Consider the following 15,442-nt stretch of genomic DNA (forward strand, 5'->3'; position numbering starts at 1 on the left):
TTGCATTCAAACGACCGCGCCTGTAGGCGCAGACCCATGCGGGCGTGGTGAAACTGGTAGACGCGCCGGACTCAAAATCCGGTTCCGAAAGGAGTGTCGGTTCGAGCCCGACCGCCCGCACCATCAAAACAATACAGAAGATAGCCTCAGCGTCGGCCCGCGACGGACCGAGCCGAACGGCTTCCCGAGCGAAAGCGAGATGCCGAGCGACTCGAGCGGCGCCTGCAGGTGGACGGGGTCTAGCCAACCGATCCTGGGCGCCGATGGTCTCTTCAAGCCAAGGCCAGAGATCAGAGACCGCCGACGCATTGGGCAACGTCAGGTTTGTTCGTACTTGTCGACCAAGGCCTGGATCGTGCCACGGAACTCATCCGACAGATCCGGCGCGTCTAGGACCGAGCGCAGGAAGAGGGCCTCGTCGTCATTCGCGATGCGATTCCGCTTGAGCACCCTCGCACTGATCGACCCCATCCCGGCCGCCATTTCTGACAAGGTGGGTGCGCCTTGCGAGACCAACGCCTCGTCCAACGCTCGCCGCCTTTCCAGAGGCAAGCCCTGTGTAGCCGTCAACATGTCCGCCGCAGTGATCAGCAGAGATTTGTAGCCTGCTCGTGAGGCTCTCTCAGTCATCTCCGCCAGCGCAGCCGCGCTGCCGGGATCTCGTCCACGTCCCATGGCCTCCTCGTAGTGTGAGGCCGCCAGGGAAATGAACGTCCTGAACTGCGCTTTGTCGATGGTCACGATTCTACCTGTTCGGATTTCGGTTCGGCAGTGGGCCAAATTGACCAGCCTGGACTCCACTTGCTGTGGCCAACAGCATCGCTACGGCGGTTAAACCGCTCAAAGCTTCGCGCATCATGACGTCCCCCGGAAAAAGAGCTGGCGCGGTCCGCACCAACAATCCTGACTGGAAGACGTCGGTGGGGGCCGAACCCGCACGTGGTCACGAAACATTCTTGGAAGCGGCCCGGCGGTACGCCGTCCAACCCCACGCACACACCCATCGCGCGCACAATCTTGCGACGTTCGGCTGTTGCGCCGATGCCCCCAACTGCCTGCCGCCAAGCTTGGTCGGCTCGCCCAGCCTGCCGTCCGGCTATGAGGTGAAACCGCCGACGTACGTCTGCACCGAGATGGGGCCGTTCGAGCCTGGCGACTGGAACCCGCCGGCCTGATGAGGTCCTGGGGGCGCCCCGCAAGGGCCGCCCTTTCCGCATGGAAAAGCCCCCGCCAGAGGGGACCCGGCGGGGGCTTCGGCGTTCGTCGGGCCAGACCTGAGGAGAGGGACCCCCCGGGCCGTTCAGCGAACACACTATCTCAACGTATGATGTCGCCTGGTCCGTCGCCGTTTCGGCGAACAATTTTCGATATTCGCGATCGATGATCTCCCGCTCCTCATCCGCCCGGCTAGCCCGAGGTGAGGACATAACCGGGGTGGCCGCTGATCTCGTCTCGCGCGGCGCGCAGGGCGGCCTGGCGGCTGACGAAGACGCCGAGCAGCCGCCCGTCGCGCGAGGTGAAGGTCCACAGCCCGCCGGACGGGCGGATCTCGACCGGGATCTGGGCCCTCATGCCGACGCCCTCCCGCATCTCCGGCGGCCGGTCAGCCGGTCCGCTTCGGCCTGAAGACTTCCGGCCAGCGCCGCCGCGGCCTCGCGGTCGGCCAGCGCTCCGGTGCGGCAGCCGTTGACGGCGACGCACCAGCCGCCCTTGCAGCGCTGCACGCAGTAGCGGCGCGGCCGCAGGGGCCGGACCGACGCCGGAACGCCGTCCGCATAGCCACTCATCATCGACCGCTCTCCCGCTCCGACGAGGGACGGGCGCCGAAAGCCTGGCCGACCAGGTCCAGCGTCATGCGCCAGACACTGCGCGTCCCTTGCGGGCGCGGCTTGAGGCTGTGGATCAGCAGGGAATTGCGGGTCATTTCGACCTCCGTTGCAGAGGCCCCAAATCGACACCCGGCAGGCCTCAGCGCGCCATTCGAAAAGCGGGTCCGCGCATAAGCGGCGCATAAGCCCGGCGCCCCGTCCTTACGCTTTCCTTATGCCGCCGCCGGGAAAGCGAATGGCGCCCTTACGTCGTTCGGGAGCCTTGTCCGGCCTTCTTTAGTCGGAGGCTGTCGGCATGGCCGATCTGATCTTTCTGGCGTTGGGCGGCGGGGCGTTTGTCGCCTTCGCCGGTCTCGCCGCTGCGTTGAAGAGGATGTGACGATGATCGTTTCCATTCTCTGGGGAGTCGGGGCCGTCTTGGTCGCCGCCTACATGATCGCGGCGCTCGTGCGCCCCGAGCGGTTCTAGGGAGCCGCCGTCATGACAGTTCAAGGCTGGGCGGAAATCGCCCTCACCCTCGGTCTCGCCGCCCTTCTGGGCTGGCCGATCGGGATCTACATGTCGCGCGTCTGGAACGGCGAGCGGACCTGGCTCGATCCGGTGCTGAAACCGGTCGAAGCCGTCTTTTACAGGGCGGCGGGCGTCGACCCGACCCGCAGCCAGGGCTGGCTCGGCTACGCCGGCGCCCTGCTGGCGTTCAACGCCGTCGGCTTCCTGCTGCTCTACGCCATCCTGCGTCTGCAGGGCGTGTTGCCGCTGAACCCGCAGGGGTTCGAGGGCGTCAGCCCGCATCTGGCGTTCAACACCGCCGTCAGCTTCGTGACCAACACCAACTGGCAGTCCTATGGCGGCGAATCGACCATGTCGGCCTTCACCCAGATGACCGGGCTGACGGTGCAGAACTTCGTCTCCGCCGCCACCGGCGCGACCATCGCGGCCGCCCTGGCCCGGGCCTTCGTGGCCAATCGCGGCCAGGGCGTCGGGAACTTCTGGGCCGACCTGACGCGGACGACGCTTTACGTCCTTCTGCCCCTGTCCCTGGTGCTGGCCATCGTGCTGGTCGGTCTCGGCATGCCGCAGACCCTGTCGGCCCACGCCACGGCGACCACGCTCGAGGGCGGACAGCAGACCCTCAGCCTGTTCCAGACGGCCAGCCAAGTCGCGATCAAGCAACTGGGCATCAACGGCGGCGGCGTCTTCAACGCCAACGCCGCCCACCCGTTCGAGAACCCCTCGCCCCTGACCAATCTGATCACCGCCGTGGCGATCAACGTCATGGGCTGGGCCGCCTTCTTCGCCTTCGGCCGCAGCGTGCTGGCAAAGCGTGAAGTAAGGGCCCTCGCCGTCGCCGCCCTGATCATCCTGGGGGTCTGCACCTCGGGCATCTACATCGCCGAGAGCCAGGCCGCGCCGGCGCTCGTCGCCGCCGGGATCGAGCAACCGGTGAACATGGAGGGCAAGGAGACCCGCTTCGGCGTGGCGTCCACCTCCGCCTGGGCCGGCCAGACCACCGGCGCCTCTAACGGCTCGGTCAACGGCATGCACGGCAGCCTGATGCCGCTGGCCGGCGGTCTGACCATGTTCCTGATGCAACTGGGCGAGATCCTGCCCGGCGGCGTCGGCTCGGGCATCGCCATCATGGTCGTCATGGCCATGCTGTCGGTCTTCGTGGCGGGCCTGATGGTCGGCCGCACGCCGGAATATCTGGGCAAGAAGATCGAGGCGCGCGAGATCCAGTACGCCATGATCGCCGTGCTGGTCCTGCCCCTGGCCATCCTCGGCTTCACCTCGATCGCGGCGGTCTTCCCGACCGCCATGGCGGGGCTGCTGAACCATGGACCGCACGGGCTGTCGGAGATGCTGTACGCCTACACCTCGGCGGCGGCGAACAACGGCTCGGCCTTCGCGGGGCTCACGGCCAACGCGCCGTGGTGGAACACGACGCTGGGCATCGCCATGCTGGCCGGGCGCTTCGTCCCCGCCGTCGTGGTGCTGGCCATCGCCGGCTCCCTCGTGGCCAAGCCCAAGCTGGCGCCCAGCCCCGGCACGCTCCCCGCCCACGGCGGCCTGTTCATCGGCCTGCTGATCGGCGTCATCCTCATCCTCGGCGGGCTGCAGTTCTTCCCGGCGCTCGCCCTGGGACCCATCGTCGAGCATTTCCAAATGCTCGGCGGGGCGTTCTGAACGGACATCCCCAATGACCTTCGCAAATCCTGAAATGCCGGGCGGCAAGACCCGCTCGGCGCCCCTCGCGGGCGGCCTCAACGGCGCCATGCTGGGCCGTGCGCTCGGCGACGCCTTCGTCAAGCTGGATCCGCGCAAACTGCTGCGCAATCCGGTGATCTTCACCACCTGGATCGTGGCCCTGCTGGCCACCGTCTCGGCGGTGGCGGCGGTGGCGGGCGGCCAGTCGGCCGGCTTCGCCATCCAGCTGGCGCTGTGGCTCTGGGCCACGGTCCTGTTCGCCAACATGGCCGAGAGCGTGGCCGAGGGTCGGGGCAAGGCGGCGGCCGACAGCCTGCGCGCCACCCGGGTGACGACCAAGGCCAAGCTGATCGTCGACCCCAAGACCGGCACCATCGTCCCGACCCCGGCGCATGAGCTCGCGGTCGGCTCGATCATCCTGGTCGAGGCCGGCGATGTGATCGCCTCGGACGGCGAGATCATCGAGGGCGTCGCCTCGGTCAACGAGGCCGCCATCACCGGCGAGAGTGCGCCCGTGATCCGCGAAAGCGGCGGCGACCGGTCCGCCGTCACCGGCGGCACCACCGTGGTGTCGGACTGGATCAAGGTGCGCATCACCTCGGCCCCCGGCTCGACCTTCCTGGACCGCATGATCGCGATGGTCGAGGGCGCGAACCGCCGCAAGACGCCCAACGAACTGGCCCTTTCGGTGCTGCTGGCCGGACTGACCCTGGTCTTCCTGATCGCGGTCGTGACCCTGCTGGGCCTGGGCGCCTATTCGGGCGTAAAGCTGGATCCCCTGGTGCTGGGCGCCCTGTTCATCACGCTCATTCCGACGACGATCGGTGGGCTCCTTTCGGCCGTCGGCATCGCCGGCATGGACCGGCTGTTGAAGGTCAATGTGCTGGCCACCTCGGGCCGGGCGGTCGAGGCCGCGGGCGACGTCGACACCCTGCTGCTCGACAAGACCGGCACCATCACCTTCGGCAACCGCATGGCCACCGAGGTCATTCCGGTTCCGGGCGTCCGTCCCGAAGCCGCCCTGCGCGCCGCCGTCACCGCCTCCCTGGCGGACGAGACGCCGGAAGGCCGCTCCATCATCGAACTGGGCCGCAACGCCGGGATCGTGGTCGAGCAGCCGGCGGGCTCCAAGGCCATCCCCTTCACCGCCGTGACGCGCCAGTCGGGTCTGGACGCGGACCAGGACAGTTGGCGCAAGGGCGCGGTCGACGCGGTGCTGAAGTCGCTGGCGCTGGACGAGGCCGCCACCCCGGCCGAGTTCCGGTCGGCCGTGGACCGTATCGCCCGCTCGGGCGGCACCCCCCTGGCGGTCACCGAGAACGGCGTCCTGGTCGGCGTCATCCACCTGAAGGATGTGGTCAAGCCGGGCGTGAAGGAGCGCTTCGCTGAACTGCGCCTGATGGGCCTGCGCACCGTCATGATCACTGGCGACAACCCGGTCACGGCGGCGGCCATCGCCTCGGAGGCCGGGGTCGACGACTACCTCGCCGAGGCCACCCCCGAGGACAAGATGCGCCTCATCAAGGCCGAGCAGGCCAAGGGGCGGCTGGTGGCCATGTGCGGCGACGGCGCCAACGACGCCCCGGCCCTCGCCCAGGCTGATGTCGGGGTGGCCATGCAGACGGGGGCCCAGGCCGCCCGCGAGGCCGGCAACATGGTCGACCTCGACTCGGACCCCACCAAGGTCATCGAGATCGTCGAGGTCGGGAAACAGCTACTCATCACCCGCGGCGCCCTGACCACCTTCTCGATCGCCAACGACGTGGCCAAGTATTTCGCCATCATCCCGGCGATGTTCGTGGTCGCCCTGCCCGCCCTGGGCGCGCTGAACATCATGCATCTGGGCTCGCCGCAAAGCGCGATCCTGTCGGCGGTGATCTTCAACGCCCTGGTCATCGTCGCCCTGATCCCGCTCGCCCTTCGCGGGGTGAAGTACCGGGCCGTCGGCGCCGGGAAACTGCTGGGCCGCAACCTGCTGATCTACGGCCTCGGCGGTCTCGTCGCGCCCTTCGTCGGCATCAAACTCATCGATCTCGTGATCACCGGCCTCGGCCTGGCCTGATCCTGCAAGGACTGAAACCATGAACCGCAAATCCAAACTCAAGGCCTCCGGTCGCAACGACGCCCTGTTCGCCGGCGCCTGCATCGCCGCCCTGGTCGTCGTCGGCGTGGCCGGCAAGGTCCGGGCCCAGGAGGTCACCGGCCCCCAGGTCTCCTGGAACGCCGCCGTGACCTCCGACTATGTCTTCCGTGGCGTCAGCCAGACGCAGGAAAAACCGGCGATCTCGGCGGGCGTGGACCTGACCAACGGCGCCTTCTACGCCGGGGCCTGGGCCTCCAACGTCGACTTCGGCGATGACTCCGACGCCGAGGTCGACCTGTACGGCGGCTGGCGGCCTGAGGTCGCCGGCTGGAACCTGGACCTCGGCGGCGTGGCCTACCTCTATACCGGCCAGCCGGACGGGGCCGACTATGACTACGTCGAGCTGAAGGCCGCCGCCTCGCGCGCGGTCGGACCGGTCACCGTCGGGGGCGCCGTCTACTGGTCGCCGGACTTCTTCGGCGCGTCCGAGGACGAGGCGACCTACCTTGAGGCCAACGCCGCCTTCACCCCCATGGACCGCTGGACGGTCTCGGGCGCGGTGGGGCGTCAGTGGGTGTCGTCCGATCTCGACTACACCACCTGGAACCTCGGCGCGGCCTACGCCCTGACCGATCACCTGACCGTCGATGTCCGCTACCACGACACCGACCAGCACGACTTCGGCGACAGCTATGGCGCGCGCGCCGTGGCCTCGCTGAAGGCGGCCTTCTGAGGATCACGACATGATCTCCCAACTGCGTCCGGCCCTCGTCATGACGGGCCTCTTCACCCTGCTGCTGGGGGTCGCCTATCCGCTGGCGGTCACCGGCGTCGGCCAGCTGGCCTTTCCGGATCAGGCCAACGGCAGCCTGATCCGCGACCGGGACGGCACGGTGCGCGGCTCGACCCTGATCGGCCAGCCGTTCGCGGAAGGCCGCTACCTGCACCCGCGCCCCTCGGCGGCGGGTGACGGCTACAACGCCTCGGCGTCGTCCGGCTCGAACCTCGGGCCGCTGAACCCGGACCTGAAGACCGCCGTCGCCGAGCGCGCCGTCGCAATCCGGGCCAAGGACGGCGCGGGCGTCATCCCCGCCGATGCGGTCACCGCCTCGGGTTCGGGCCTCGACCCCGATATCTCCCCGGCCTACGCTCGGCTTCAGGCCGCGCGCATCGCGACGGCCCGGGGCGTCTCCGTGGAACAGGTTCAGCGCATCATCGGTCAGCATGTCGAACAGCCCACCCTGGGCTTCCTCGGTCAGCCGCGCGTGAATGTGCTGATGACCAACCGCGCCCTCGACGCGGAGCTGCCGGCCCCTTGACCCAGACCGAACCGGACCCGTCCGCATCGCCAGCCGCCCGCCGCAAGCGTGGGCGGCTGAAGGTGTTTCTGGGCATGTCTCCCGGCGTCGGGAAGACCTATGAGATGCTGCGCGCCGCCCGCCGCCGGAAGGCTGAGGGCGGCGACGTCGTGGTGGGGGTGGTCGAGACCCACGGCCGCCGAGAAACCGAAAGCCTGCTGCGCGGGCTGGAGGTCATGGCGCGCCAGCCGATCGACTATCGCGGCCGCGCCCTGATGGAGTTCGACATCGACGGCGCCATGGCTCGCCGTCCGGGCCTGCTGCTGGTCGATGAATACGCCCACTCCAACGCCCCGGGCTCGCGCCACCCGAAGCGCTGGCAGGACGTGGAAGAGATCCTGGACGCCGGCATCGATGTGTGGACCACCCTGAACGTCCAGCATCTGGAAAGCCTGTCGGACGTGGTCCTGCGCATCACCGGCGTGCGCCAGCGCGAGGCCGTGCCGGACAGCGCCCTGAGCCGCGCCGACGACATCGAGGTTATCGACATCACCCCCGACGAACTGCGCAAGCGGCTGGGCGAGGGCAAGGTCTATGTCCCCGAGACGGCGCGACTGGCGTCCGAGAATTTCTTCAAGGTCGAGAACCTGACCGCCCTGCGCGAACTGGCCCTGCGCCGGGCCGCCCAGACGGTCGACGACCAGCTGGTCACCACCCTACGTGAGAAGGGCGTCGAGGGCCCCTGGGCGGCGGGCGAGCGCATCCTGGTTCTGGTCGGCGGCGACGCCATGGCCGCGCCCCTGGTCCGCACCGGACGGCGCATGTCCGACATGATGATGGACGCCCCCTGGACCGTCGCCCACGTCGAGCGGCCCAGCGGCGGCGTGCCTGACGCGGTCGGGGCCGCTCGCCTGAACGAGGCGGTCAAGCTGGCGGAACAGCTGGGCGGGCGCAGCGTGCGGCTCAGCGGCGACGACGTGGTGCGGACGGTCATGGACTACGTCCGGCGCAACAACATCACCCAGATCGTGCTGGCGCGCGGACGAGAGAACCGCTTCAGCGCCTTCCTCGGCCGATCGCTGGCCGCCGAGCTGCTGCGCGCCGCCCAGGGCGCCGCCGTCCACATCATCACCGATGCGAGCGATACGCCGGAGCCCCGCCTCAGGCTCTGGCCCGCGCCGTCGCACGCGGGCTGGACCGGCTATGCCGTCGGGGTCGGACTGGTCGCGCTGGCCACCGGTCTCGGCGTTCTCCTGGATCGCAGTTTCGAACGCGTCGACCTGGGCGTCATCTATCTGGCGGCGGTCGTCGGCGCCGGCGTGCTGTATGGCCTGCGCCCCGCGCTGGCGGCGGCGACGGCGGCCTTCCTCGTCTACAACTTCCTGTTCCTGCGCCCGCTCTACAGCCTGGCGATCGGCTCCCCCACCGACCTGCTGACCCTGGTGCTGTTCTGGGCGGTGGCCCTGACCACCGGCGCCCTGGCCGGACGGGTGCGCGAGCAGGTCCGCAACGCTCAGCGCCGCGCCTCGGCCGTCTCGGCCCTGCTCGCCGCCAGCCAGACACTGTCCGGCGCCGAGGACGCCCGCGCCACCGCCCGGGCCCTGGCCGAACAGGCCTCCGCCGCCGCCGGGGCCAAGGCCGTCGTCCTGCTGCCCGAAGGCGAGGACCTGGCTGTCGCCGCCTCCGCTCCCGTGGTCGACCCACCGCTCCAGCTCGGTGCGGCCGCCATGGCCGCCGCGCGCTGGGCCTGGGAGAAGGGCGAGCCCGCCGGCCACGGCACCGGCACCCTGCCCCAGACCAGCTGGACCTTCCGCCCCCTGCAGGGCGTGCGCGGCCGCTCCGGCGTCGCGGGTATCGAAGCCGACGCCCTGGCCCCCGGATCGGACGAGGAGCGTCTGGCGCTCGCCATCCTCGACCAGGGCGCTGTCGCCATCGAGCGCGCCGATCTGGCTGGACAGGCGCTGGAGACGGCGACCCTGAAACGCACCGACCGTTTCCGCGGCGCCCTGATGAACTCGGTCAGCCACGATCTGCGCACGCCGCTGTCGACCGTGCTGGGCTCGGCGACCACCCTGATCGACTACGGCGACACCCTGACGCCCGCCGTCCGCGCCGATCTGCTGCTCAGCATCCGCGAGGAGGCCGAGCGGCTGAACCGCTATGTCGGCGACCTGCTGGACATGACCCGGCTGGAGGGCGGCGGGCTGAACATCAAGTCCGACTGGACCGACGTGCGCGACGTGCTCAACGCCGCCGCCCAGCGCATCAGCCGCCGCCTCGGCGCCCGCACCCTGACCCGCGACTTCCCCGCTGACCTGAGCATGATCATGGTCGACGAGGGCCTGCTGGAGCAGGCCGTGGTCAACATCCTCGAGAATGCGATCGCCTACAGCCCCGACGGTTCACGCATCGAACTGGCCGCCTATGAGGATCGCGGCGCGGTCGTCATCTCCATCGAGGACGAGGGCCAGGGCATCCCCACCGCCGAGCTGGAGCGGGTGTTCGACAAATTCCGCCGCATGGAGGAGCCCTCGGACCGGACGAAGGGCGCCGGGCTGGGCCTCGCCATCGCCAAGGGCTTCGTCGAGGCGATGAACGGCCGCATCGCCGCCGCCAGCCCCATCGTCGATGATCACGGCACCCGCGTGCTGATCAGCCTGCCCAAGGCCATCGCCACCCACCGGGACCTGCTATGAGGACCCCCATGAGGATCCATGTCCGCCGCTAGAACCACCGTCCTGGTCATCGACGACGAGGCGCAGATTCATCGCTTCCTGTCGCCCGCGCTGGACGCCGCCGGCTTCGATCCGAAACGCGCCGACAGCGGACAGGAGGGCCTGCGCGCCATCGCCCTGTGGAACCCGGACGCCGTCGTGCTCGACCTCGGCCTGCCCGACATGGACGGCAAGGACGTGCTACTCCGCGCCCGCGAATTCTATCAGGGCCCGATCATCATTCTCTCGGCTCGCGACCGCGAGGCCGAGAAGATCGAGGCGCTCGACCTGGGCGCCAACGACTATGTCGAAAAGCCCTTCGGCGTCGGCGAGCTGCTGGCTCGGCTACGCGTCGCCCTGCGCCTGAAGACGGGCGCCGACCAGCCGCACGGACCCATCGCGGTCGGCGACCTGGTCATCGACCTGGACCGCCGCCTGGTCACTCGCGCGGGCGAACAGGTGCGGTTGACGCCCAAGGAGTACGACGTGCTGGCCCAGCTGGCGCGCGCCGCCGGCAAGGTGCTCAGTCACAAGGACCTGCTCACCGCCGTCTGGGGCGCGGCCCACGCCGCCGACACCCAGTACCTGCGCGTCGTCGTCGGCCAGCTCCGGCAAAAGCTCGAGCCCGACCCGGCCCAACCGCGCTGGATCTCCACCGAACCCGGCGTCGGATACCGGCTGCAGACCTAGGCCTCTTGACGCGAATTCAACGCCCATGACGGGCCCCAAGCTTGGCCTTGGCGTCGCAGTCATTGATAATGATTTGCATATTCATGTGATCACGGATAACGGACCCGCCCAGTCAGTTTGCGGGGTGCATTCCATGGTCATGCGTCATCTTCTTTCGTCAGCGGCGGCGGTCGCCCTGCTGGCCCACGCCGGTCACGCCTCGGCCCAGTCCGCCCAGCAAACGCCGCCCCGATCCATCCCCACCGTTGTCGTTGATGACGCGGGCGCCGCACCCGCCGCGCCGGTCTACGGCACGGGGGCCGAGTCCGGGACCACGACCCTCAACCGCGAGGCGGTGGACAACCGCGCGCCCGGCTCGGGCGACGTCAACAGCCTGCTGCGCATCCTGCCGACGGTCCAGTTCAGCAACTCGGCGGGCGCCGCCTCGCGCGAGGCCCTGCAGGACCTGCGCCCCGAGACCATCTCCATCTCGGGCGGCTCGGTGAACGAGAACCTGTTCGTTCTCGATGGCGTCGGCGTGAACTCCTACATGTACGATGGCGACGAGGGCGCGGGCGACTTCACCGGCTTCGGCGTCGCCGCCGCCTCGGCCCAGACCCACTGGGTCGACGCCAGCCTGGTCGGCGAGCTGACGGTGCGGGACTCCAACATCTCGGCCCGCTACGGCGACTTTACCGGCGGCGTCGTCGAGATCGCCACCCGCGCCCCGTCGCACGTGTTCGGCTTCGAGACCTACTACGGCCTGACCAACGACGGCATGGCCGATTACCGGATCTCCGACCTGGCGCGCACCGCCATCGGATCGGGCGCCATGCCCGCCACGCCGGTGTTCGAAAAGGAGCGCTTCGGCTTCAGCGCGGACCTGCCGGTCAATGAACGGCTGCGCCTGCTGGCCGGCTACAACCGCAGCACCTCGACCGTCACCAACTTCCCGGGCAACAGCTATCTGGCTTACGGCTCGTTCGGCCTGACCAGCAAGGGCGAGAACTTCCTGCTGAAGGCCGAATACGATCTGGCCGACACGGTGACCCTGACCGGCCAGATCAACTACACGCCCTATGAGAGCCAGGCCCGCCAGACCAACACCGCCTACGACAACCTCATCACCTCCAACGGCGGCGGACTGGCCGCCCGGATCGGACTGGACGGCGAGCATGGGACCGCGGCCTGGAGCCTCAGCCTGAGCTACGCCAACACGGACAACACCCGTGACGCGCCGTGGGGCACGTTCAACATCTCGACCTCGGCCCCGGGCATGGCGGGCTGTTCGGCCGCCAGCTCCTGCACCATCGGCGCGGCGGGGGACTTCATCCAGGAGCAGGACGACACCCGCTTCAGGGGCGACTGGGCGCAGCCGCTCGGCTTCGGAAACCTGTCCGCCGGCTTCGACGTCTCCAACGTGAAGGCCCACCGCGAACGGCCGCAGGAGCTGATCTCGCACCTGACCAGCAACATCAACGTCAACACCGTCTGCTTGAAGGGCGAAAGCCTAGCCTGCCGCAACGGCTCCTATGCCCTGACAACCCAGCTGCGCTACGGCGCCTTCGACGCCCGAGCCGAGATAAACACTTACGCCCTGTGGGCCGAGTACCAGTTCGACCTGGGCGGCTTCGACGTTCGCGCGGGCCTGCGCTACGATCACGAGGACTTCCTCGACAACCACAATGTCGCGCCGCGCCTGTCGATCTCGCGCGACCTGCCATGGGCCGGGATGAACCTGACGGGGGGCCTGAACCGCTACTACAACCGCAGCTTCCTCGGCTACGCCCTGCGCGAGGGCGCCGGGGTGACGCGCACCTACACCCGCACCCCCACCATCGTCGGGACCGAGCGCCGCTGGAGCGACAACTGGGTCCTCAGCAGCCACACCGACAGCAGCCGCTATTCGGGCGTCGGCCTGGAAACTCCGTACTCGGACGAAGCCACCCTGGCCCTGACCGGACCGCTCGCCTGGATCGGCGGCGAGTACCGGATCAAGGGCGTGCTCCGCGACAACCGCGACATGATCGCCCGCTCGGTCCGCACCACCGAAATCTACGACCGCGAGACCGGAACCACGGCGACCCGAAGCGTCTACACCGCCACCAACGACGGCGAGCGCAGCTATCGCGGCCTGTCGCTGGAATACACGCGCCGCTTTGGGGAGAACCACACGCTCACGATGAGCACCAACTTCTCGCACACCGACGCGACCAACCTCAGCTATTTCACCATGGCCGACGAGGTCGAGCTGTCGGGCCAGAAGGTCTTCTACAACGGCGAGATCGTCGACCTGCTGGAAGCCATCGCCGACAACCAGCTGCAGGATTACGCCTCTCCCTTCATCCTGAACGGCGACTGGAGCGCGCGCTGGCTCGACGGGCGCGTTCGCACCAACGTCAACGCCCGCTACCGCGAGGGCTACCAGCGGGTCGCCGACACCGGCGTCAACACCACTGTCGGCGGCGTCAGCTACGACGTCTACGGCAAGGTCGACATCAAGGATTCGGTGGACGTGAACCTGTCGACCCAGGTCGATGTGGCCCGCACGGCCTACGGAAACGTCTCCCTCGATCTTCGGGTCAACAACCTGTTCAACACGGTGTTGAACGACAACTACGTCTCGCCGTCCCAGCCCTACCAGTTGGGCCGCAATGCATGGGTATCGGTCAGATTCCGCTACTGAGACACATCCTCCGGCGCGCCGCCGCGGCGTCCGTGATCCTGGCGATCGGCCTGATCGCCGGGACATGGGCGTTCGACAGCGTGCACGCCCAGGATTCAGCGGCGGCCACCCGCGCCATGGTGTCTGAAACACCCACGGCGGAAGAGCTGCGCGCCGCCTACGCCGGAGCGCCGGAGACCTGGCCGGCCCCAAACCTGAGGGCGGGCGCGGTCTTCACCGAGTTCGCTCCCCTGCCCCCGCCGGTCACACCGGCGGACAATCCGGTGACGGCCGAGAAGACTGCGCTGGGCCAGCGCCTGTTCGACGATCCTCGCCTGTCGGCCTCGGGCCAGATCGCCTGCGCCTCCTGCCATGCGCGCGAGCTGGGCTTCGCCGACGGGGTGCGCACCTCCTTCGGTCACGACCGTCAGCGCGGCAAGCGCAACGCCCCCTCCGTCGCTCCCGCCGCCTGGCTGCCGGTGCTGTTCTGGGACGGCCGCGCCGACACCCTGGAGGCGCAGAGCCTGCACCCGCTGGTCGATCCGCTGGAGATGGCCGGCGCCCTGCCCGAGATCGAGGCGCGCATCGCCGCCGATGCGACCTATGCCGAAGCCTTCCGCGCCGCCTTCGGCGACGACCGGGTCACCATCGACCGTATCGCCAAGGCGCTGGCGACTTTCCAGCGCAGCCTGCGTCCGGGTCAGGGCCGCTGGCGCCGGTTCATCGGCGGCGACCGGCGCGCGCTCAACGACCAGCAGCTGCGCGGCCTGCACCTGTTCCGCACCAAGGCCGCCTGCGCCAGCTGCCACAGCGGCCCCGCGTTCAGCGACGGCAAGTTCCACAACCTTGGCCTGACCTTCTACGGCCGCGAGCACGAGGATCTGGGCCGCTACCATGTCACCAACCGGCCCGAGGACGTCGGCGCCTTCCGCACGCCCAGCCTGCTGGGCGTCTCCCGCACGGGACCGTGGATGCATAACGGCCTGTTCCCGCTGATGGAGGGCATCGTCCGCTTCTACAACGCGGGCGGAGCGCATCCGCGTCGGCCCGCGGGGGCGGAGAACGATCCGATGTATCCGGTCACCGATCCGATGCTCGAACCGCTCAACCTGACCGATGAAGAGATCGACGACCTGGTCGCCTATCTCGAGGCCCTCTAGGCGGCGCCCCTGGCCCGGTAGTCGATGTTCACCGTGAAATCACGCAGGCTCCAGCGCGCGCCGGGGGCCGGTCGCGGGAAGGGCTGGGTCGCGGCGATCTGGTCCAGCGCTGCCCGGTCAAGCATCCTGATTCCGCTGGAACGCACCAGGCGCAGCCGGTGCACCCGCCCGCGGCGGTCCAGCTGGAAGCTCACCGTCACGACGCCGCGCGCGCCGCCCGGATGGCGTTTGTGCCGTTCGATCCAGGCCAGGACCTCCGCGGACCAGGTGTCGGTGTCGGCCGCCGCCGCGGCGCCCAACGACTGCCCGCCGCCGCCCTGGGTCGCGCCCGGCGTCGCGGCGTCCTCATTGACCTGCCCTCGCTCGCCCGCGCGTCCGGGCCCGAGCGGGCCCGGCGCGTCAGTGCGGCTGTCATCCGACCGGCGCGTCTGTTCCGAGGGTTGCGGCTGGACGGGGAGCGGGACGGTCAGGTCCGCCGGAAATACCGCTGAGGTCAGGTGCGCGCGGGGGCGGTCTGCGGCCTCAGGCCGCGCGGCGCCCCCGGCCTGACGCTCGGCCTTCGCGGCGGCGGACGGCGGCGTCGGCGAGTCGAAGCGGGGCGACGGCATCAGCGTCAGGTTGATCACCGGCGCGGCGCCGCCGATCAGCTCAGGCGCCGCCTGCAGGCCGAACAGCGCCAGTCCGCCCACGTGCGCCGCCGCGACCAGCGCATAGGCCAACACATGCCCGCCCGGCGTGGCGGTCGCGCTCTGGCGGGGGCGAAAGGACATGAACACGGCGAGCCGGGTGAAACAGGGGCTCGCCTAATATCGATAATCA

At 69.2% G+C, this 15,442-nt stretch carries 14 protein-coding genes and 1 tRNA gene; 10 read left to right on the forward strand and 5 right to left on the reverse strand.

What is annotated here, in order from left to right:
- The first annotated feature begins 38 nt into the window (after positions 1 to 38).
- Positions 39 to 123: transfer RNA gene (locus AC1RRF_RS13170), tRNA-Leu, on the forward strand.
- Positions 124 to 318: 195 nt separating this feature from the next.
- Here the strand turns inward: AC1RRF_RS13170 and AC1RRF_RS13175 are convergent.
- The 4 genes from AC1RRF_RS13175 to AC1RRF_RS13190 all read right to left on the reverse strand — a co-directional run bounded on the left by AC1RRF_RS13175 (position 319) and on the right by AC1RRF_RS13190 (position 1,924).
- Positions 319 to 741 carry a hypothetical protein gene (locus AC1RRF_RS13175; RefSeq protein WP_492835241.1) on the reverse strand — a complete coding sequence of 141 codons (423 nt, stop codon included), beginning with the start codon at positions 739 to 741 and terminating at the stop codon, positions 319 to 321.
- 666 nt (positions 742 to 1,407) lie between these two features.
- Complete coding sequence (locus AC1RRF_RS13180) at positions 1,408 to 1,572, reverse strand: hypothetical protein (RefSeq protein WP_492835243.1); 165 nt, start codon at positions 1,570 to 1,572, stop codon at positions 1,408 to 1,410.
- On the reverse strand, positions 1,569 to 1,790 hold the full coding sequence (locus AC1RRF_RS13185) for a hypothetical protein (RefSeq protein WP_492835245.1): 222 nt from the start codon (positions 1,788 to 1,790) through the stop codon (positions 1,569 to 1,571). Before AC1RRF_RS13185 ends, AC1RRF_RS13180 begins: the two co-directional genes overlap by 4 nt.
- Positions 1,787 to 1,924 (reverse strand): hypothetical protein, encoded by a 138-nt coding sequence (locus AC1RRF_RS13190; RefSeq protein WP_492835247.1) that lies wholly within the window; start codon positions 1,922 to 1,924, stop codon positions 1,787 to 1,789. Before AC1RRF_RS13190 ends, AC1RRF_RS13185 begins: the two co-directional genes overlap by 4 nt.
- A gap of 286 nt (positions 1,925 to 2,210) precedes the next feature.
- Between AC1RRF_RS13190 and AC1RRF_RS13195 the strand changes: the two genes are divergently transcribed.
- The 9 genes from AC1RRF_RS13195 (at position 2,211) to AC1RRF_RS13235 (ending at position 14,623) form a co-directional block, all read left to right on the forward strand.
- The gene (locus AC1RRF_RS13195; RefSeq protein WP_492835409.1) at positions 2,211 to 2,297 is read left to right on the forward strand and encodes a potassium-transporting ATPase subunit F; all 87 of its coding nucleotides are present in this window, start codon (positions 2,211 to 2,213) and stop codon (positions 2,295 to 2,297) included.
- A gap of 12 nt (positions 2,298 to 2,309) precedes the next feature.
- Positions 2,310 to 4,013 carry a potassium-transporting ATPase subunit KdpA gene (gene kdpA / locus AC1RRF_RS13200; RefSeq protein ID WP_492835249.1) on the forward strand — a complete coding sequence of 568 codons (1,704 nt, stop codon included), beginning with the start codon at positions 2,310 to 2,312 and terminating at the stop codon, positions 4,011 to 4,013.
- 34 nt (positions 4,014 to 4,047) lie between these two features.
- A complete protein-coding gene (gene kdpB, locus AC1RRF_RS13205) occupies positions 4,048 to 6,096 on the forward strand; it encodes a potassium-transporting ATPase subunit KdpB (RefSeq protein WP_492835411.1) in 2,049 nt (682 codons plus the stop codon).
- 19 nt (positions 6,097 to 6,115) lie between these two features.
- Positions 6,116 to 6,850, forward strand: coding sequence for a TorF family putative porin (locus AC1RRF_RS13210; RefSeq protein WP_492835251.1), 735 nt, complete (start codon positions 6,116 to 6,118; stop codon positions 6,848 to 6,850).
- 10 nt (positions 6,851 to 6,860) lie between these two features.
- Complete coding sequence (gene kdpC / locus AC1RRF_RS13215) at positions 6,861 to 7,436, forward strand: K(+)-transporting ATPase subunit C (protein WP_492835253.1); 576 nt, start codon at positions 6,861 to 6,863, stop codon at positions 7,434 to 7,436.
- On the forward strand, positions 7,433 to 10,111 hold the full coding sequence (locus AC1RRF_RS13220) for a DUF4118 domain-containing protein (protein WP_492835255.1): 2,679 nt from the start codon (positions 7,433 to 7,435) through the stop codon (positions 10,109 to 10,111). Before kdpC ends, AC1RRF_RS13220 begins: the two co-directional genes overlap by 4 nt.
- A gap of 18 nt (positions 10,112 to 10,129) precedes the next feature.
- The gene (locus AC1RRF_RS13225) at positions 10,130 to 10,819 is read left to right on the forward strand and encodes a winged helix-turn-helix domain-containing protein (RefSeq protein WP_492835257.1); all 690 of its coding nucleotides are present in this window, start codon (positions 10,130 to 10,132) and stop codon (positions 10,817 to 10,819) included.
- Positions 10,820 to 10,958: 139 nt separating this feature from the next.
- The gene (locus AC1RRF_RS13230; protein ID WP_492835259.1) at positions 10,959 to 13,484 is read left to right on the forward strand and encodes a TonB-dependent receptor; all 2,526 of its coding nucleotides are present in this window, start codon (positions 10,959 to 10,961) and stop codon (positions 13,482 to 13,484) included.
- 32 nt (positions 13,485 to 13,516) lie between these two features.
- On the forward strand, positions 13,517 to 14,623 hold the full coding sequence (locus tag AC1RRF_RS13235; RefSeq protein WP_492835261.1) for a cytochrome-c peroxidase: 1,107 nt from the start codon (positions 13,517 to 13,519) through the stop codon (positions 14,621 to 14,623).
- On the opposite strand, the gene AC1RRF_RS13240 is transcribed toward AC1RRF_RS13235, so the two are convergent.
- Positions 14,620 to 15,393, reverse strand: coding sequence for an energy transducer TonB family protein (locus AC1RRF_RS13240; RefSeq protein WP_492835263.1), 774 nt, complete (start codon positions 15,391 to 15,393; stop codon positions 14,620 to 14,622). The genes AC1RRF_RS13235 and AC1RRF_RS13240 overlap by 4 nt on opposite strands.
- Positions 15,394 to 15,442 lie beyond the last annotated feature (49 nt).

This window comes from Brevundimonas sp. GW821-FHT12C05, from assembly GCF_058807475.1.

Coding starts and splice junctions, on each gene's coding strand:
- AC1RRF_RS13195 (WP_492835409.1), top strand. CDS start 2,211: ATGATCGTTTCCATTCTCTGGGGAGTCGGGGCCGTCTTGGTCGCCGCC.
- kdpB (WP_492835411.1), top strand. CDS start 4,048: ATGCCGGGCGGCAAGACCCGCTCGGCGCCCCTCGCGGGCGGCCTCAAC.
- kdpC (WP_492835253.1), top strand. CDS start 6,861: ATGATCTCCCAACTGCGTCCGGCCCTCGTCATGACGGGCCTCTTCACC.
- kdpA (WP_492835249.1), top strand. CDS start 2,310: ATGACAGTTCAAGGCTGGGCGGAAATCGCCCTCACCCTCGGTCTCGCC.
- AC1RRF_RS13185 (WP_492835245.1), bottom strand. CDS start 1,790: ATGATGAGTGGCTATGCGGACGGCGTTCCGGCGTCGGTCCGGCCCCTG.
- AC1RRF_RS13230 (WP_492835259.1), top strand. CDS start 10,959: ATGCGTCATCTTCTTTCGTCAGCGGCGGCGGTCGCCCTGCTGGCCCAC.
- AC1RRF_RS13180 (WP_492835243.1), bottom strand. CDS start 1,572: ATGAGGGCCCAGATCCCGGTCGAGATCCGCCCGTCCGGCGGGCTGTGG.
- AC1RRF_RS13210 (WP_492835251.1), top strand. CDS start 6,116: ATGAACCGCAAATCCAAACTCAAGGCCTCCGGTCGCAACGACGCCCTG.
- AC1RRF_RS13225 (WP_492835257.1), top strand. CDS start 10,130: ATGTCCGCCGCTAGAACCACCGTCCTGGTCATCGACGACGAGGCGCAG.
- AC1RRF_RS13240 (WP_492835263.1), bottom strand. CDS start 15,393: ATGTCCTTTCGCCCCCGCCAGAGCGCGACCGCCACGCCGGGCGGGCAT.
- AC1RRF_RS13190 (WP_492835247.1), bottom strand. CDS start 1,924: ATGACCCGCAATTCCCTGCTGATCCACAGCCTCAAGCCGCGCCCGCAA.